This is a genomic window from Enterobacter cloacae complex sp. 2024EL-00227, from assembly GCF_043945315.1.
GTDB lineage: Bacteria > Pseudomonadota > Gammaproteobacteria > Enterobacterales > Enterobacteriaceae > Enterobacter > Enterobacter roggenkampii.
The window spans coordinates 361,854-380,388 of sequence record NZ_JBIMQP010000001.1; the positions used below are offsets into that span (position 1 = coordinate 361,854).

General features: G+C 60.3%; 11 protein-coding genes. 3 read left to right on the top strand and 8 right to left on the bottom strand.

The features are described from left to right. Position 1: 1 nt before the first annotated feature. The 7 genes from baeR to yegD form a co-directional block, all read right to left on the bottom strand. Positions 2–724: a two-component system response regulator BaeR gene (gene baeR, locus ACHH0Z_RS01615; protein ID WP_008500865.1), complete on the bottom strand. Its 723-nt coding sequence runs from the start codon at positions 722–724 to the stop codon at positions 2–4. Further along, the gene (baeS, locus tag ACHH0Z_RS01620) at positions 721–2,124 is read right to left on the bottom strand and encodes a two-component system sensor histidine kinase BaeS (RefSeq protein ID WP_021241469.1); all 1,404 of its coding nucleotides are present in this window, start codon (positions 2,122–2,124) and stop codon (positions 721–723) included. Before baeS ends, baeR begins: the two co-directional genes overlap by 4 nt. After that, positions 2,121–3,536 (bottom strand): MFS transporter, encoded by a 1,416-nt coding sequence (locus tag ACHH0Z_RS01625; protein ID WP_395149485.1) that lies wholly within the window; start codon positions 3,534–3,536, stop codon positions 2,121–2,123. Before ACHH0Z_RS01625 ends, baeS begins: the two co-directional genes overlap by 4 nt. After that, on the bottom strand, positions 3,537–6,614 hold the full coding sequence (gene mdtC, locus ACHH0Z_RS01630; protein WP_045407620.1) for a multidrug efflux RND transporter permease subunit MdtC: 3,078 nt from the start codon (positions 6,612–6,614) through the stop codon (positions 3,537–3,539). Beyond that, positions 6,615–9,737 carry an MdtB/MuxB family multidrug efflux RND transporter permease subunit gene (locus tag ACHH0Z_RS01635; protein WP_045407619.1) on the bottom strand — a complete coding sequence of 1,041 codons (3,123 nt, stop codon included), beginning with the start codon at positions 9,735–9,737 and terminating at the stop codon, positions 6,615–6,617. Then, the gene (locus ACHH0Z_RS01640) at positions 9,737–10,939 is read right to left on the bottom strand and encodes an MdtA/MuxA family multidrug efflux RND transporter periplasmic adaptor subunit (RefSeq protein WP_021241465.1); all 1,203 of its coding nucleotides are present in this window, start codon (positions 10,937–10,939) and stop codon (positions 9,737–9,739) included. The genes ACHH0Z_RS01635 and ACHH0Z_RS01640 overlap by 1 nt, the downstream gene beginning before the upstream one ends. Before the next feature lie 268 nt (positions 10,940–11,207). Beyond that, on the bottom strand, positions 11,208–12,560 hold the full coding sequence (yegD, locus tag ACHH0Z_RS01645; protein ID WP_045407617.1) for a molecular chaperone: 1,353 nt from the start codon (positions 12,558–12,560) through the stop codon (positions 11,208–11,210). 130 nt (positions 12,561–12,690) lie between these two features. On the opposite strand from yegD, the gene alkA reads away from it, so the two are divergent. Beyond that, positions 12,691–13,560, top strand: coding sequence for a DNA-3-methyladenine glycosylase 2 (gene alkA / locus ACHH0Z_RS01650; protein ID WP_045407614.1), 870 nt, complete (start codon positions 12,691–12,693; stop codon positions 13,558–13,560). Here alkA and ACHH0Z_RS01655 read toward each other — a convergent pair. After that, entirely contained in the window at positions 13,528–16,857 is a 3,330-nt protein-coding gene (locus ACHH0Z_RS01655) for a diguanylate cyclase (protein ID WP_045407609.1), read from the bottom strand. The genes alkA and ACHH0Z_RS01655 overlap by 33 nt on opposite strands. 346 nt (positions 16,858–17,203) lie before the next feature. On the opposite strand from ACHH0Z_RS01655, the gene udk reads away from it, so the two are divergent. Further along, positions 17,204–17,845, top strand: a complete 642-nt coding sequence (gene udk / locus ACHH0Z_RS01660) for a uridine kinase (protein WP_008500855.1) — start codon at positions 17,204–17,206, stop codon at positions 17,843–17,845. Between the two features lie 91 nt (positions 17,846–17,936). Then, positions 17,937–18,518: a dCTP deaminase gene (dcd, locus tag ACHH0Z_RS01665; protein ID WP_045407751.1), complete on the top strand. Its 582-nt coding sequence runs from the start codon at positions 17,937–17,939 to the stop codon at positions 18,516–18,518. Positions 18,519–18,535 lie beyond the last annotated feature (17 nt).

Consider the following 18,535-nt stretch of genomic DNA (forward strand, 5'->3'; position numbering starts at 1 on the left):
ACTAGGCAATCCTGCACGCATCCGCTTCCCAGCGATACCCCACGCCATACACCGCGCGGATAAACGACTGCTCGGCGTCCAGCGCCTCCAGCTTGCGGCGCAGGTTTTTAATATGGCTGTCGATGGTGCGGTCGGTCACCACGCGGTAATCGTCATACAGATGGTTCAGCAGCTGTTCGCGGGAGAAGACTTTTCCCGGCTCGTGGGAGAGGGTTTTCAGCAGGCGGAACTCCGCAGGCGTCAGGTCCAGCAGCTTGCCGCGCCAGCTCGCCTGGAAGCGGCTTTCATCCACAATCAGCGGGCTTTCGGCGTCCAGCACCTGAAGCTCGCGCTGCGGCCTGCAGCGGCGCAGAATGGTTTTCACGCGGGCGACCACTTCACGCGGGCTGTAGGGTTTGCAGATATAATCGTCCGCGCCGATTTCGAGCCCCAGCAGGCGGTCAATCTCTTCAATTTTGGCGGTGACCATGACGATCGGCACGTCGGAGAAGCGACGAATTTCCCGGCACAGGGTCAATCCATCAACCCCTGGCAGCATTAAATCCAGCAGGATCAGGTCCGGCGGGGTCTGGCGCACGTAGGGCAGCACCTGGTCGCCGTGGCCGATCAGTGACGGGGCATAGCTGGCCGCGCGTAAATAGTCGATCAGCAGCTGTCCCAGCTTGGGTTCGTCTTCGACGATCAAAATGCGCGGCGTGTTTTCGTCAATCGGTAACTCGGTCATACTTCTCTCGATAAATCCCGTTCCAGAGGTAACTCTACTGTAATGCTAACCCCGCCAAAAGGCGAATGGGCGGCGCGGATCGTGCCATTATGCGCCTCGACGATGTTAACGCAAATCGCCAGCCCCAGGCCGGAGCCGCCGCTGGCGCGGTTGCGGGAGCCTTCGGTACGGTAAAAACGTTCAAACAGTTTTTCCAGCTGCGCGTCCTGCACGCCGGGGGCGGAATCCGCGAAGGTGAGGGCAAAGCGCCCGTTGTCCTGCCTGCCGGAGATATGCAGCCCGCCGCCGCTGTCGGTGTAGCGCAGGCTGTTTTCCAGCAGGTTGTTGAACAGTTGCATCAGCCGATCTTTGTCGCCAAACACCACCGCGCTGTCCGGCAGAGAGAGGTCGATTTTCAGGTTGCGGCTGGCAAAGCGCTCGCGGAAGGCGCCGCTCGCCACTTCCAGCACGTTAATGACGTCTACGGGCGCCTTCTGGTAGGCCAGCGCGCCTTCGTCGGACATGGAGAGCTGGTGGAGATCGTCCACCAGCTTGGTGAGCGTGCCCACCTCCGCCTGCAGGGAAGCCACCGATTCGGGCGTAAACTGGCGCACGCCGTCCTGAATGGCTTCGAGCTCGCCGCGCAGCACCGCCAGCGGCGTACGCAGCTCGTGTGAAATGTCGGCCATAAAGTCGCGGCGCATCTGCTGGTTCTTCTCCAGGGTGCTGGCGAGCTGGTTAAAGTCCTGCGCCAGCTTGCCCAGTTCGTCCTGGCTGCGGGTATCGACGCGGGTGGTGAAATCCCCGGCGGCCAGCTTGTGCGTGCCCTCCACCAGCCGTTTCACCGGGGCGAGCAGACCGCGCGCCAGCGGGAAGGTGGCGAGCGCGGCGAGCAGCGTGGAGAGGGCGACAATCAGCCAGCTGGTCCGGCGCTGCTGGCGGTCAAAGTTGATGTCGGTGTTGCGCGTCAGGCGCTCCACCGGCGAGGCGATAACCCAGCCGACGGTCGCGTTATTCACTTTAATCGCCCGCCGGGTGCCGTCCGGCGGTATCGGCGCGCGCGGGCCAACCAGGGGGCGCATGTCCTGGTCGATCACCCAGAACTGGGTGCGCCAGCCGTGCGGCGGCATGCCCGGGCCCGGACGGTCGTCACCGGTATCGTGCTCCAGCGAGCGCAGAATCTGGAAAATAAAGCGGTCGTTATTGCGCAGAAAACGCCAGTTGCCGTGCTGGGCGTACTGTTCACTCAGCGCATCGCTTAAGCCCTGCAAACGCTGCTCATTGCCATGCTTGATGTAATCAATAAAGCCGCGCTCAAAGCTGACCCGCACCGCCCAGTGCATGGTGATCAGCAGGACAATACAGGTGGCAAAAATCGCCAGAAAGAGCTTGCCGGTAATACCCGGACGCCAGAATTTCATGAGCCACTCCTTTTGCCGTGCCTAATCACGACGTTCTTGCTGGTATCATCCGGCACGCGGGCGAAGATGAACGCGGGCAGGGCGATGATGACCGCCATGCTGAGGTAGGTATACATAAAGACCTGATGCGCCACCGGCGTGTCGACGCTGAGATGGTGCTGGCCGTACATGCCGAGCAGCAACCCCGCGATCGTCACGCCTACGCTCATGGAGAGCTGCATAATCATCGACAGCAGGCTGTTGCCGCTGCTCGCCAGATCGTCCGGCAGGTCTTTTAGCGTCAGGGTATTCATCGACGAGAAGCGCATGGAGTTGATGATCCCCTGGCAGAACAGCACCAGCGGCAGGACGTAGTACCAGCCCATCAGCGCCACGGCCATAAACAGCAGACTGACCAGCGCCAGCCCCAGCGTGGCGGCCACCAGCACGTGTCGATAGCCAAAGCGGTTCACCACCTGCACCACAATGCGCTTCATTCCCATGCTGCCGAGCACCATCGGGATCATCATCAGGCCCGCGTGGAATGGCGAAAAGCCCATGCCAATTTGCAGAAAAACGGGCGTCATAAACGGCAGCATGCCGCTGCCGACGCGTCCGGCAAAGCTGCCGAACAGCCCGAGACGGTAGGTAGGGTTTTTAAACAAGTTCAGGCTGAACAGCGCCTGGTCATTGCCGCGAGCATGCCACAAATACCCTGCAATGGTGGAAATGCCGATAACCACCAGCAACCCGAGCATCAGGGTCGAAATCCCCAGCCCCTTTTGCCCGTCGAGTGCCAGGGTAAGCGTGGCCATGCCCGCCGCCAGCAGAATAAAGCCGAAGAAATCAAAGCGCCGGGTCTGCATTTTGTAGTTCGGCATCAGCGTCAGGGTGGCCATCGCGCCGATGATGCCTACCGGGAGATTGATTAAGAAGATCCAGTGCCAGGAGGCGTACTCCACCAGCATACCGCCCAGCGCAGGCCCAAGCAGCGGCCCCACCTGACCGGGCAGGGTGACAAAGGTCATCGCCGCCATGTACTGCTCGCGCGGCACAATCTTCATCACCGTTAGTCGCCCGACGGGCACCATCATCGCCCCGCCGATGCCCTGCAGCACGCGCGCCATGACCAGCTGGTCGAGGGTGTTGGCCTGCGCGCAAAACAGCGAGCCGGTGGTAAACAGCACGATGGCGGTAAAGAAGATATTCCGCACGCCGACCTTATCGGCCAGCCAGCCGCTGGCGGGCAGCATCACGGCAACCGTCAGCACGTAGGAGACAATCACCATGTGCATATGCAGCGGGCTCTCCCCGAGGCTTTTCGCCATGGAGGGGAGGGCGGTGTTGACGATGGTCGTATCCAGCGACTGCATAAAGAGGCCGAAGGCGACTATCCATAATTGCCAGCGAACGTTGCTGGGAAGCTCTGTCATTTACCCGTTTACCGTTTCTCTGTTTTTACGTGAAAAGCGCAGCCGCAGGCGGTCGAAGAACAGATAGACCACCGGCGTGGTGTACAGCGTCAGCAGCTGGCTCATCACCAGGCCGCCGACAATGGTGATCCCCAGCGGCTGGCGCAGCTCTGAGCCGTCGCCGCCCGAGATCACCAGCGGCAGCGCGCCAAACAGCGCCGCCAGGGTGGTCATCATGATCGGACGAAAGCGCAGCAGGCAGGCCTGGAAGATGGCCTCTTCCGGCGAGAGGTTGCCGTTGCGCTGGGCGTCCAGCGCGAAGTCCACCATCATGATGGCGTTTTTCTTCACGATGCCGATCAGCAGCATGATCCCGATGAGCGCGATAAGGCTGAACGGCGCCCCGAACAGCTCCAGCGCCAGCAGTGCCCCCACGCCCGCTGACGGCAGCGTCGAGAGGATGGTCAGCGGGTGCACGTAGCTTTCATACAGCACGCCCAGCACAATATAGACCGTGGCGATGGCGGCCAGAATTAAAATCACCTGCGAGTTCATCGTCTCCTGGAATACCTGCGCGGTCCCGGCAAAGCTGCCGCGCACGGTGGACGGTACGCCAAGCTGCGTCATCGCGCGGTTGATTGCATCGCTGGCCTCAGACAGTGACGAACCGGCGGGCAGGTTAAAGGAGATGGTCGATGCCGCCGACAGCCCCTGGTGGTTCACCGACAGCGGCGCGTTGGCGGGCTGCCAGCTGGCAAAGTACGAGAGCGGAATCGCCTTGCCGTCGTTGTTAATCACAAACATTTTATCCAGGGCGCTGATGTCCTGGGTGTAGCGCGGGTCAACCTCCATCACCACCTTGTACTGGTTCATCGGCTGGTAGATGGTGGAGATCTCGCGCTGGCCGAAGGCGTTGTTCAGCAGGCTGTTGGCGGCTTCAACGTTAATGCCCAGTCGCGACATGGTTTCACGGTCGTAGGTCAGGGCCATCTCGGCGCCGTTGTCCTGCTGATCGGAGTTCACGTCCGCCAGCTCCGGCAGGGCGGCCAGCGCCTTGCGGATCTTCGGCTCCCACTCGCGCAGGGCGGCTAAATCATCCGAGAGCAACGTGTACTGATAGCTGGCGTTCGCCTGTCGCCCGCCGACGCGGATATCCTGAACGGCCATCAAAAACAGGTTGGCTCCGGGCTCTTTGGCGAGCTTCACCCGCAGGCGGTCAATCACCTGCTGGGCGGTTTCGTTGCGCTCGCCGCGCGGTTTCAGGGTAATAAACATCATCCCGCTGTTGACGCGCGATCCGCCTGTAAAGCCAGTGACGTTATCCACGGCTTTGTCTTCCCGAATGATCTTCATAAAGTCCTGCAGCTTGCCGCGCATCGCCTGGAAGGAAATGCTCTGGTCCGCCTGAATGCCGCCCATCAGCACGCCGGTATCCTGCTCCGGGAAAAAGGTTTTCGGGATGGAAATATACAGCCACACGTTGAGCACGATGGTGCCGATCAGCACCAGGCCGACCAGCCTTGTGTGGTTCAGCACCCACTTCAGCGATTTGCCGTAGCCTTCCTGCATCGCCATCAGCACGCGGCCAAAGCCTTTGCGGCGCGGCTGCGAGTGCGGCTTGCTGCGCTTGAGCATCCAGCCGCACATCATTGGCGTGAGCGTCAGCGAGATAATCAGCGAGATGCCGATAGCCACCGAAAGGGTGACGGCAAATTCGCGCAGCAGCCTGCCCGGCAGCCCGCCCATCAGCAGCAGCGGCAGAAAGACCGCCACCAGCGACAGGCTCATGGAGAGTACCGTAAAGCCCACCTCGCGCGTGCCCTGCAGCGCGGCCTGCAGCGGTTTCACGCCCGCTTCCAGATGGCGGGAAATGTTTTCCAGCACCACGATGGCGTCATCCACCACGAAGCCGGTGGCAATCGTCAGGGCCATCAGCGACAGGTTGTTGAGGCTAAACCCGCACAGGTACATGGCGGCAAAGGTACCGATCAGCGAGACCGGCACGGCCACCGCCGGGATCAGCGTCGCGCGGCCGGATCGCAGGAACAGGAAGACCACCAGGATCACCAGCGCGACGGAGATCACCAGCGTTTGCTCCACCTCTTCCAGCGAGGCGCGAATGGTCGGGGAGCGATCCTGGGCAATTTGCAGATCGATTGCTGCCGGGATGGTCTCCTGCAGCTCCGGGAGACGGGCGCGAATGCTGTTCACTGTCTCGATAATGTTCGCTTCCGGCAGCTTGCGGATCATCAGCAGAATCGCCGGCTTGGCGTTGGTCATCCCGGCGTTGCGTACGTCCTGCACCGAGTCGGTGACGCTGGCCACGTCGCTTAAGCGCACCGCCGCGCCGTTGCTGTAGTGAATAATGAGCGGCTGATATTCCGCCGCGGTTTTCAGCTCGTCGTTGGTGTGGATCTGCCAGCGGTGGCTGTTGTCCTCAATCGCCCCCTGCGGTTTACGCACGTTGGCGTTGCTGATGGCGGAGCGCACGTCGTCCAGCGACACGCCCTGGTTAAACAGCGCCTGCGGGTTTAACCCCACGCGCACCGCGGGCAGGGAACTCCCCCCGACGCTCACGTCGCCGACGCCGTTAATTTGTGAGATGGTCTGCGCCAGCTGGGTGGACGCAAAGTCGTACAGCTGCCCCTGCGAGTACGTATCCGAGGTCAGCGTCAGGATCATGATCGGCGCATCGGACGGGTTGGCCTTGCGGTAGGTCGGGCGGCTCGGCATCCCGCTCGGCAGCAGGCTCTGTGCGGCGTTAATGGCCGCCTGCACGTCGCGCGCCGCGCCGTTGATATCCCGGTCGAAGCTGAATTCCAGAATAATGCGCGTGCTGCCCAGCGAGCTGCTGGAGGTCATCTCGTTGACCCCCGCAATCCGCCCGAGCGAACGCTCCAGCGGCGTGGCAACGGACGAGGCCATGGTTTCCGGCGAGGCGCCCGGCAGCGAGGCGCTGACCATGATCACCGGGAAGTCCACCTGCGGCAGGGGGGCCACCGGCAGCAGCCGGAAGCCCAGCACGCCGCAGAGGGTAATGGCGAGCGAGATGAGAATCGTCGCCACCGGGCGATAAATGAAGAGGGCGAAAAACTTCACTTATGCCTCCTCTTCACGTTTCGGGAAGCGGCTTTTGGTCCACAGCGCCAGGCGGTCAAACAGCAGGTAGATCACCGGCGTGGTGAACAGCGTCAGCACCTGGCTCACCAGCAGACCGCCGACCATGCCGATACCCAGCGGACGGCGCAGCTCCGCGCCGACGCCCGTGCTGAGCATCAGCGGCAGCGCGCCCAGCAGGGCGGCCAGCGTGGTCATCAGGATGGGGCGAAAACGCAGCAGGCAGGCCTGGAAAATCGCATCGCGCGGCGACATGCCCTGCTCGCGCTCGGCGGCCAGGGCGAAGTCGATCATCATGATGGCGTTTTTCTTCACGATCCCGATAAGCAGGATGATGCCGATGATGGCAATCACGTCCAGCTCGCTGCCCGCCAGCATTAATGCCAGCAGTGCGCCCACGCCCGCCGTCGGCAGGGTAGAGAGGATGGTGATCGGGTGGATAAAGCTCTCGTACAGCACGCCGAGCACGATGTACATCGCCACGACCGCCGCCACGATCAGCCAGATGGTGTTACCCAGCGCGGCCTGGAACGCCAGGGTGCTGCCCTGGAACTGGGTCTGAATATCAGCCGGGAAGCTTACCGCTTTTTCCGCCGCCTGAATGGCCTCCACCGCTTCACCCAGAGAGTAATTGTCCGGCACGTTAAAGGAGATGGTGGTGGACGGGAACTGATCCAGATGGTTAATCGACAGCGGGGTATAGCGTTCTTCCACCGTGGCAATCGCGCTCAGCGGCACAATGCCGCCGTCTTTGCTGGTCAGGCGCACCGAGTCCAGCCCCGCCAGGCCGGGCGTGTTGTCGGTGTTGTGCTCCAGCACCACGCGATACTGGTTCGCCTGAGTGTAGATGGTGGAGATCAGACGCTGACCGAAGGCGTTGTACAGGGCGTTATCCACGTCCGCCATGGTGATGCCCAGACGGCTGGCGGCGTCGCGGTTGACGTTCACATACGCCGCCAGCCCTTTGTCCTGCCAGTCGCTGCTGACGTCGGCGAGCTGCGGCAGGGTGTTAAGCTTATTCACCAGCTGCGGCACCCAGGTGCTGAGCGCGTCCAGCGAGGTGGCCTGCAGCGTGAACTGGTACTGCGTGCGGCTGACCTGGGTATCGATGGTCAAATCCTGAATCGGCTGCAGGTAAAGCTCAACGCCCGGCACGCGGGCGACGGCGCTTTGCAGCCGCTCATTGACGGCGTTGACGCGATCGTCGCGCTCATCCAGCGGCTTAAGGTTGATCTGCAGACGCGCGCTGTTCAGCGACGGATTGGTGCCGTCCACGCCGACGTAAGCGGTCAGGCTCTCTACCGCCGGATCCTTCATGATGATGTCAGATACCTGCTGCTGGCGCTGCGCCATATTGGCAAAAGAGACCGACTGTGGGGCCTGAAGCGTGCCCTGAATAATGCCGTTGTCCTGGATCGGGAAGAAGCCTTTCGGAATGAAAATCCACAGCATCACGCTGAGCGCCAGGGTTCCCAGCGCCACGCCGAGCGTGGCCCACGGGTGGTTGAGGACTTTCGCCAGCACGCGACCGTAGGCGGCAATAATGCGCTCAAACATGCGCTCGGAGGCGCGCGAGAAGCGGTTTTGCTTGCGCAGGGACTCATGGCTCAGCATGCGGGCGCACATCATCGGCGTCAGGGTCAGCGACACCACGGCGGAGATCAGAATGGCGACCGCCAGCGTCACGGCAAACTCGCGGAACAGACGCCCGACGATATCGCCCATAAACAGCAGCGGGATCAGCACCGCAATCAGCGAGAAGGTCAGCGAGATAATGGTAAAGCCGATTTCCCCTGCGCCTTTCAGCGCGGCGGCCAGCGGTTTTTCACCTTTCTCGATATAGCGCGAGATATTCTCGATGACGACGATAGCGTCGTCCACCACGAACCCGGTGGCGATGGTGAGCGCCATCAGCGTCAGGTTGTTAATCGAAAAATCGAGGAACACCATCACCGCAAAGGTGCCGACCAGCGAGAGCGGTACGGCGACGGCGGGAATAATGGTCGCCGGGACGTTACGCAGGAACAGGTAAATGATCATCACCACCAGCGCAATCGCCAGCATCAGCTCGAACTGGGTGTCGGTGACCGACGCGCGAATGTTGGTGGTACGGTCGGAAAGCACCTTCACGCTGACCGACTTCGGCAGGCTTTCGATCAGCTGCGGCAGCATGGTGCGGATGCTGTCGGCGGTTTCGATGATGTTTGCGCCCGGCTGGCGCTGCACGTTCATCACGATCGCCTGCTGCCTGTTGGCCCAGGCCCCCAGCCAGCTGTTTTCCGCGCCTTGTTCTACGGTCGCCACGTCGCCCAGACGCACCGGCGCGCCGTTCTGGTAGGCGATAATCAGCTGACGATATTCGTCGGCGGACTGCATCTGGTCGTTCGCCGAGAGCGTCACGGCGCGGGTTGGGCCGTCCAGCGAGCCCTTCGCCGAGTTGACGTTGGCATTGCTGATGGCGCTGCGGATGGTTTCGCTGGTGAGCCCCAGCGCGGCGATGGCCTGCGCGTTCAGCTTAACGCGCACCGCCGGACGCTGTCCGCCCGCCAGGGTGACGAGGCCGACGCCGGAGACCTGAGAAATTTTCTGCGCCACGCGCGTTTCGACCATGTCTTCGACCTGGGTCATCGGCATGGCGGAGGAGGTGACGGCCAGCGTCATGATCGGCGGATCCGCCGGGTTCACCTTGCTGTAGACCGGCGGGTTAGGCAGGTCTGAAGGCAGCAGGTTGGTGGCGGCGTTGATGGCGGCCTGCACCTCCTGCTCGGCGACGTCCAGCGAGAGCGTCAGCTGGAACTGCAGCGTCACCACGGATGCCCCGCCGGAGCTCTGGGAGGACATCTGTTTTAGCCCCGACATCTGGCCGAACTGGCGCTCCAGCGGGGCGGTGATGGCGGACGTCACGACATCCGGGCTGGCGCCGGGATAGAGCGTCACCACCTGAATGGTGGGATAGTCCACCTCCGGCAGCGCCGAGACCGGCAGGAAGCGATAGCCGATAATCCCGGCGAGCAGGATCGCCACCATCAGCAGCGTGGTGGCGACAGGACGGAGGATAAACAGGCGTGACGGCCCACCTGTGGAGCCCGGCGGCAGCACCTGCATCAGGAGGTCGCTCCCTGTTTCGCCGGTTCCACCACTTCCACTTTGGCCCCTTCGGTCAGACGGTCAATGCCGTCGGTGACCACGCGGTCGCCTGCGGAAAGCCCGGCGCTGATGACCACCGTCTGGCTGTCCTGGATACCGGTTTTCACCAGGTGCTTGCTGACCTTATTGTCGCTGTTAAGCACCCAGACAAAGTTACCTTCGTTACCCATCTGCAGCGCAGCGGTGGGGATCACCACCGCGTTCTCTTCGGTCGCGACCAGCATGCGCGCATTGACGAACTGGTTCGGGAAGAGGGCATCGTCCTGGTTATTAAAGCGCGCCTTCAGCTTGATGGTGCCGGTGGTGGTGTCGATCTGGTTATCCAGACTGAGCAGAGACCCTTCACTCAGCTTCTGCTTGTTGGTGCGGTCCCAGGCTTCCACCACCAGGCCTTTACCGGCTTTTTGCGCCTGCATGACGGTCGCGATATCGCTTTCCGGCAGGGTAAAGACTAAATCAATCGGGTGGGTCTGGGTGATCACCACGATGCCCGTGGTGTCGCCGCTGGAGATTTGGTTGCCTATATCGACCTGCTTCAGGCCGACGCGTCCGTCAATCGGCGCGGTGATGCGGCTCCAGTCCAGCTGCAGCTGGGCGCTGGCCACCGCGGCTTCGTCCGCTTTGATCGTGCCCTGCGTTTCACTGACCAGCGACTGCTGGGTATCCAGCTCCTGACGGGACACCAGGTTTGTTTTCACCAGCTGCTGGTAGCGGGCTAAATCGCGCCGGGCGTTGGCGAGGGTCGCGTTGTCTTTCGCGAGCTGTCCCTGCGCCTGGGCAAGGGCGACCTTAAACTGGCTCGGGTCGATTTCCGCCAGCAGATCGCCCGCTTTGACCTGCTGACCTTCCTGGAAGTGGATCGCGATGAGCTGGCCGTCGACGCGGCTGCGCACCGTGGCGGTGTTGGCAGCGGTAATGGTCCCGAGACCGGTGAGATAGCGAGGAACGGCTCTATTCACCGCCGTCGCCGCCTGAACCGGCGCCAGCGCGCCACCGCGCATGCCGTGACGACCTCCACCCGTTGGGCGCTGGGTCTGGCTGGTGGCGCCGGCCGGTGCGGCGGAGTTCGCGGATTGACTGTGCCAGTACCAGGCGGCGGCAAGGGCCACCACAATGATGCCAGCGGCGATTGCCCAGCGGGATTTGTTACTGCCTTTCATCGTTATACGTTCTCATCCTGAATACTTCGGGGAATGATACTAGTTTAGTCAGGCAACACAGCGGAAAAATGGAGGAAATATGGAAGACTGTCGGGAATTGTCTGAGTGTTGCCGGGTGACGCTTCGCTTACCCGGCCTACAAGGTAAATGCGAACGGCAACGGATGTTGCCGTTTTTGGTGTTTTGTGGGAGAGGGCACCAGACCGCACTACAACAACACACGTTTTGTAGGCCGGGTAAGGCGAAGCCGCCACCCGGCACAACCGCACTAGCTAAACATCACCTGCGCCCAGCGCGCCAGCCCTGCGGTAACGGAGCCAAAGTCATCGCCACCCGCGATAGGTATTCCCGGCAGCTGTTCGGCCAGCGCTTTCTTGATCAGCGGTGAACGAGCGCTACCGCCGGTCAGGTAAATCACGTCCGGCTTCTCTTTGCCGTTCTCCAGCGCGAGCTGCACCTGTTCCAGAATGCGCTGTAGCGGCTGTGCGAGCGCCGTCTCCAGCCCGTCCTGCGAAATGGCAGTGGCCAGTTCGTCACTGATAAACGGCAGGGAGACCGCATGTTCAGCGCGGTCGGACAGGGCGATTTTGCTCTCTTCCGCCGTACGCACCACGCGGTAGCTCAGACGCTGACGCCACACTTTATAGAGCAGGGCCACCTTCTCGCCGTCCTGGGCATCGCGCACCAGATCGTTAAGGAAGCGGCCGTTGGCGGTGCTGTAAAAATCACTCTGCGCAGGCACGTCGTTGATGGCAATCGCGTTCCACCACGGCAGGATCGGCAGGGCGATGCCTTTTTCGGTTTGCCCCCCCATGCCGAGCAGCGGCATCAGGCTCTTGAAGGCCAGGGCGATATCCAGATCGTTACCGCCCACGCGGCAGCCGCTGTGCCCGAGCAGGCTGTTTTCACGATCGCGACGGTGATGCCACTGCGGCCCCATCAGCAGCAGCGAGCAGTCCGTCGTGCCCCCGCCGATGTCCACGACCAGCACGCGCTTCTCTTCCGTCAGCGTGGCTTCGAAGTCCAGCCCTGCGGCAACCGGTTCATACTGGAATACCACGTCGCGGAAGCCTGCGCGGTGCGCCGCGCGCTCCAGGATCCCCTGCGCCTGCTGGTTGGCCTCGTCGCCGCCCAGCCCCTGGAAGTTGATCGGACGACCAATCACCGCCTGGGTAATCGCGTCGGAGACCTGCGTCTGCGCCTGGTTGCGGATGTGCAGCATCATCGCGCACACCAGGTCTTCGAACAGCGCGACCTGCTGTGGCTTCAGGCCGCTGGCGCCGAGGAAGGATTTTGGCGACTTAACGAAGTAGACCTCTTCGGGGTCTTCAATGTAGTGCCCGAGCGAGGCGAGGCCGAACTGCACGCTGGACGGCGTAACGTCGATGTCCTCCTCGCGGTTAAAGCTGACCGCACGGCGCAGCAGCGCCTGGGTCTCCGCCGCCGTGGCCGGAACCTGATGGTGGCGGAACAGCCACTCGCTCACCGCTTCACGCGTCGGTGCGCAGAGCATAGACGGCAGCAGCGTGCTCTCTTTTTCCATCTTCAGGAGCCGTGGCTGTCCGTCTTGCATAATCGCAACCGAGCAGTTTGCCGTACCGTAGTCAAATCCAATAAACACGATGAATCCCCATGCCGGTGAGAAGGGGCGAGACTTTAACGAAATGTCTGCATGGCGACAACAGGAATATGAAAGCAAGGCAAAACAGGGTCTTTACGTTTATGCTGATAACACTAAAAAAGGAGCAACGATGTATACCCTCACCTGGCTTCCCCCTTATGACTGGCAGTGGATGTTTGGTTTTCTTGGCGCGCGCGCGGTAACGGGCATTGAAACCGTTACCAACGATTACTATGAGCGCAGTTTTGCCTGCGGGGGGCATCAGGGGATTTTCCGCGTGACGCCGGATATCGCCAGCCATACGCTGAGCGTGACGCTCAGCCCGGGGTTAATTCCGGTTGCGCAGGCGTGTCTTGAACGCATCGAACGCCTGTTCGATCTCCGCTGTAACCCGCAGCAAATAGCAGAAACGCTGGGTGAACTCGGTGCTGCAAGGCCAGGCTTGCGTTTACCGGGGGCGATGGATGCGTACGAGCAGGGCGTCCGGGCGATCCTCGGGCAGCTGGTGAGCGTGGCGATGGCGGCGAAGCTGGCGTCACGCGTGGTGGCGCTCTGTGGCGAACCGGTGGCGGACTGTCCGGGCTATCTCTGCTTCCCCACGCCCCAGGCGCTGGCGGCAGCGGACCCGCTGGCGCTGAAGGCGTTGGGTATGCCGCTAAAGCGCGCGGAGTCGCTGATTCATCTGGCGCAGTCGGTAATCGACGGAACGTTTCCGCTTTCCCCGCCCGCGAATACAGAAGAGGGGATGAAGGCGTTACAGCAGCGGCCGGGGATAGGGCGCTGGACGGCAAATTATCTGGCCTTGCGCGGCTGGCAGGCGAAAGATGTGTTTCTGCCGGATGATTACCTGATTAAACAGCGCTTCGCCGGAATGACGCCCGCGCAAATTCGTCGTTATGCCGAACGCTGGAAGCCGTGGCGCTCCTACGCGCTGCTGCACATCTGGTATACCGACGGCTGGGCACCGTCAGTTGATGGCGAAATAGCTGGTGTTGAGTAGAAGATCTAATGGCTGCGGCTCGGCGATGGTGTCACCAAAGATAAAATCGATGCCGATGCCGGAGAGCGTATCCATCATGATGGGCTGGTTACAGGGGCCCGCGATAGTTTTCATTCCCACACGCTGGGCGTGGCCCTGAACAATGGTCACCATCATCTCATCCATCAGATTGCCATACACGTTGGTTACCACCTCTGCATCCAGCATCAGATAGTCGGCCATATTCGCGGTCAGGTGGGTAAAGACGTTCATGTCGCGTCCCACCTGGCTGAAGATCACGCGGCAGCCCGCCTGGCGAAGCTTTTGCAGACCCCTGTGCAGGTTCTTATCCGGGTTGCACACCACATCGGCAGAGATAACCAGATGCAGCAGACGGCCCGGCATCGGGCTTTTATCCAGCAGATCGAGCAGTTCATCGACCAGCGTCACGCTGGCTAAACCGGCCTCCGAGAGCGGCAGCGCCACGCCCATGCCTTTACTGGCGATCTGGGTGGCATAGGTGCGGAAAAACTCGCTAAAGATCCGTCTGTCGAGGGCGTGCAGAAGCTCAGGCTCCGCCAGACCCGAGCGGAAGGCATGCTCTTCCTGAACTTCGCCCTGGCTGGTCCACAGGCGTAACGACAGCAGCCAGAAATTACTGCTCTCCGGGATGCGCGGGGAGGCGACGCTGCGGGCAATCATCATCAGATGATTGTCTTTAATCATGTGCCACTGTTCATCAAGCGACATCATGCTGCGCGTGTGGTGATCCCGCTCCTGCTGGGGTTCATACACCGTCACCATGCCGCGCCCGCTGTTTTTTGAGGCGTAACAGGCAATGTCCGCCTGCGACATGATTTCCGATGCCTGATGGTTATTTTCATCAATCAGCGTGATGCCGGCGCTGGCGCCGATCCGGTGCAGGCGGCCTTCCCACATAAAGTGATAGTCGTTGATGGCATGAATCAGGCGACCGGCGATATAGCGTGCGCTTTCCAGGTTGCAGTCCGGTAACAGTAACCCGAACTCGTCCCCGCCCAGACGCGCCAGCACGTCGCTGGAGCGGAGCATGGTCAACATCAGGGAAGCCAGTTCCCGCAGCAGGGCATCACCCGCGGCGTGGCCAGCCGTGTCGTTGACGGCTTTGAAGCGATCGAGGTCGATAAACACCAGGGCATGGCGCTGGCGCGTTTCGCGAACGGTCTGCAAGAGCCGTTTGAGATGGTTTTCGAAGCTGACCCGGTTTGCCAGATGGGTCAGGGCATCGTGGGAGGCGCTGTAGCTTAGCTGGCGCAGCATTTTACGCGACTCGGTGACGTCCTGAATGACGATCACCGAGCCAATATTCTGTCCATCCAGCGTGCTGAGCGGCGTAATGCTGTAGTGGATATCATAATTGCCGCCGGTACGGCAGTTCAGCACCACATCCTGATCGATATCGGAACGGGACATATCGCCGCTGTGAATATTCTCCATCAGCGGCCCTTTTTCACCGAAGGTAATGTGTAACACCTTCAGGATCGGCTGGCCGATAGCCTCGGTCTGCAGCCAGCCGCTCATTTTCTCCGCGACCGGGTTCATAAAGGTGACGTTCATGTTGATATCGGTGCACAGCACCGCTTCACCGATGGAGTCGAGGGTAATGTGCAGACGCTCTTTTTCCTGGAAGAGGGCCTCGTTAAGCTGCTTAACCTCGGTCATGTCCATGTTGATGCCGAGCAGCCGTTCAACTTCCCCCTGCTTATTGAGCACCCGGTTTGCCAGGGAGCGAATATGACGCACGCCTTCCTTCACGCGGATGCGGAATTCCAGCTTAAATGGCAGACGGGAAATCAGGGAGTCCCGCAGCACCTGCTCGGCGTGGACGCGATCCTCCGGCAGCATCGTGTCGTGCCAGAGCTGCCAGGTGGGCTTGATGTGCGGCGGTATTTCATAGAGCTCAAACATCCGCTTATCCCAGCTGATAATGTCGGGTTCCAGATCCCACTCCCAGATGCCGATGCCCCCGGCTTCGTTAGCCAGCGTAATGCGCTCCATCAGGCGCTTATTGACCCATTCGGTCTGCTTCAGATCGTTAATGTCTTCAATCTGGGCAATAAAATAGAGCGGCGAGCCGTCGGCATGACGCACCACGGAGACGGCAAGAAGCGCCCAGACCACTTCCCCGTCGCGGGTGTAATAGCGCTTTTCGAGGGAGTAGGTATTGATCTCGCCGTTGACCAGCTGTTCGAGCTGCTCGAGGTCGGTATTCAGATCTTCTGGCCAGGTGAGCTGCTGGAAGGTCAGCGACTGAAGCTCCGTCTGGCTGTAGCCGAGGAAATTGCACAGCGCCTTGTTAGCCTGAAGCCATTTGCCTTCAATGCTCACCAGCGCCATGCCGATGGCGGAATATTCCATCGCGTTACGAAAGCGCTCTTCGCTTTCGGTGATATGTTTGCGTTCGGCGCGGAAGGCGTACATCACCATGGTCATCACGTTAGCGGGCAGGAGCAGCATCAGGAACGACAGCCAGGGGGCGTTCAGCATCGGCCCGGCGTGCTGGGTGGTCAGCGCCAGAGGATTGCGGGCAATCATCAGCGACACCACCATCACGGTGACCAGAAACACCATGAACGCTTCCATCCGCGGCAGGCGCACGGCGCTCCACATCAGCAGAACGATCACGCAGGTGAAGGGCCACGGCAGCCAGGTGATGGCTGCCCAACTGAGCGCTAACGTCACGGCCAGCGTGGTCAGCGTTTCCAGCAGCAATCGCGGGTCACGGTGGCGCAGCAGATAATGCGGCTTAAATAACAGCCCCAGTGGCACCAGTGCCAGTGCGCCAATGGCTTCTGACAACACCCAGACGAAGAAATTACGCAGGGGCTCAGAGCCGGGTGCCAGCAGAGACACCAGAATGCCGCCCATCAGTGGCGGCACCAGCGCGCTGCCGATGGCCACGCGGATCCAGTCGTTCAGATTCTGCAGCGGGTTGTACCACGGGAGCCATTTACGCAGGAACAGCGCGCCGATAACGGCCTCAATGACGTTGACCGCAGGGTAGATGAGGCTGACCGACCCCCAGGAGAACAGCATCCATGAGGCCAGAATATTGCCGAACGAACAGGCCAGGGCAATGCCCGGCCACATTTTTCCGGCATGGCGGTAAAACGCCACCATCATAATGGCGGTGGGAAACCAGAGCGGGGCCAGCAGGGTGCCGAAGCGGGTGAGCTCCAGCGAAAATAAGGTAAAGATAAAGGTGACCAGGCCCAGACAGACAAGTCGTAATAAAGGATGTGGGGTGGTCACCAAAACCCGCTGGTATTGTTTATTCATTACCGCTTTATCCAGAGACGCCATGCCGTCAGGGAAGAAGATGTCCGAACGCGTGAATTTGATAATTTGGTTTATGCTAGTACAAACAATTTACAATTCATATGGTGACCGCTCAGAATTTGACAACACAGACTTATTAAATACTTACTCCGTGAAAAAAAACGGGTAAGCGGCGAAAAAATGCGCATTTAAATTTCATTCAGGGAATAACTCGTCACTTTTCGGTCAGTCTCGCAGAACCTGAGTATTCGACTGGTATCACGCCCGCGAAATCCCTATAATTGCCGCGTTTGACGCTCCGGCGTCGTCCTTCCTTTACATCCAGGTTAATCAGGTCGCTAAATTTATGACTGATAAGTCTCATCAGTGCGTCATTATAGGCATCGCCGGCGCATCGGCTTCAGGTAAAAGTCTAATTGCCAGTACGCTTTATCGCGAACTGCGTGAACAAGTAGGTGATGAGCATATCGGCGTCATTCCCGAAGACAGCTATTACAAAGATCAATCCCATCTGTCGATGGAAGAGCGCGTTAAAACGAACTATGACCACCCAAATGCGATGGATCACAGCCTGCTGTTCCAGCATTTAGAAGCGCTTAAGAGCGGCCAGGCGATCGAACTGCCCGTTTACAGTTACGTAGAACATACCCGCACCCAGGAAACGATCCGCATCGAGCCGAAAAAGGTCATTATCCTTGAAGGCATCCTGCTGCTGACCGACGCCCGCCTGCGTGAATCCATGAACTTCTCGATTTTCGTCGATACCCCGCTGGATATTTGCCTGATGCGCCGCATCAAGCGTGACGTTAATGAACGCGGCCGCTCAATGGACTCCGTGATGGCGCAATACCAGAAAACGGTCCGCCCGATGTTCCTGCAGTTTATTGAGCCCTCCAAACAATACGCCGATATCATCGTGCCGCGCGGGGGTAAAAACCGCATCGCGATCGATATCTTAAAAGCGAAAATCAGCCAGTTTTTTGAATAAGCCGCGTGAATTGTGTACCGTTCAGAGATAACCTGGTTTTACCCTGAGCGCTTACCGGCTCAGGGTACGATGCATGAAAGGAGAAAAAGGCATGCGTCTTTGTGATCGCGATATTGAAGCCTGGCTGGATGAAGGCCGTTTGTCTATTACCCCACGTCCACCTATTGAGCGTATCAATGGGGTGACCGTCGATGTCCGGTTGGGGAATAAATTCCGCACCTTTAGCGGCCATACCGCACCGTTCATTGACCTCAGCGGACCGAAGGACGAAGTCAGCGCCGCGCTCGATCGCGTGATGAGTGACGAAATCGTAATCGAAGATGGCGAAGCCTTTTATCTGCATCCGGGTGAACTGGCGCTGGCGGTAACGTTTGAATCCGTCACCCTGCCTGCGGACCTCGTCGGCTGGCTTGACGGCCGTTCTTCGCTGGCGCGACTGGGACTGATGGTACACGTGACCGCGCACCGTATCGATCCAGGCTGGTCGGGCCGTATTGTGCTGGAATTCTTCAATGCCGGTAAATTGCCGCTGGCGCTTCGTCCGGGGATGATGATCGGCGCGTTAAGTTTTGAACCGCTGTCAGGCCCGGCAGACAGGCCGTATAACCGCCGTCAGGACGCAAAATATCGCGACCAGCAGGGTGCGGTTGCCAGCCGTATTGATAAAGACTGATCGTTAGTCCATTGAGG

What these genes read in the sequence shown, in the direction of transcription:
- alkA (WP_045407614.1), top strand. Translation starts at nt 12,691, where the DNA reads ATGTATACCCTCACCTGGCTTCCCCCTTATGACTGGCAGTGGATGTTT.
- ACHH0Z_RS01635 (WP_045407619.1), bottom strand. Translation starts at nt 9,737, where the DNA reads ATGCAGGTGCTGCCGCCGGGCTCCACAGGTGGGCCGTCACGCCTGTTT.
- baeS (WP_021241469.1), bottom strand. Translation starts at nt 2,124, where the DNA reads ATGAAATTCTGGCGTCCGGGTATTACCGGCAAGCTCTTTCTGGCGATT.
- dcd (WP_045407751.1), top strand. Translation starts at nt 17,937, where the DNA reads ATGCGTCTTTGTGATCGCGATATTGAAGCCTGGCTGGATGAAGGCCGT.
- ACHH0Z_RS01655 (WP_045407609.1), bottom strand. Translation starts at nt 16,857, where the DNA reads ATGAATAAACAATACCAGCGGGTTTTGGTGACCACCCCACATCCTTTA.
- baeR (WP_008500865.1), bottom strand. Translation starts at nt 724, where the DNA reads ATGACCGAGTTACCGATTGACGAAAACACGCCGCGCATTTTGATCGTC.
- ACHH0Z_RS01625 (WP_395149485.1), bottom strand. Translation starts at nt 3,536, where the DNA reads ATGACAGAGCTTCCCAGCAACGTTCGCTGGCAATTATGGATAGTCGCC.
- udk (WP_008500855.1), top strand. Translation starts at nt 17,204, where the DNA reads ATGACTGATAAGTCTCATCAGTGCGTCATTATAGGCATCGCCGGCGCA.
- ACHH0Z_RS01640 (WP_021241465.1), bottom strand. Translation starts at nt 10,939, where the DNA reads ATGAAAGGCAGTAACAAATCCCGCTGGGCAATCGCCGCTGGCATCATT.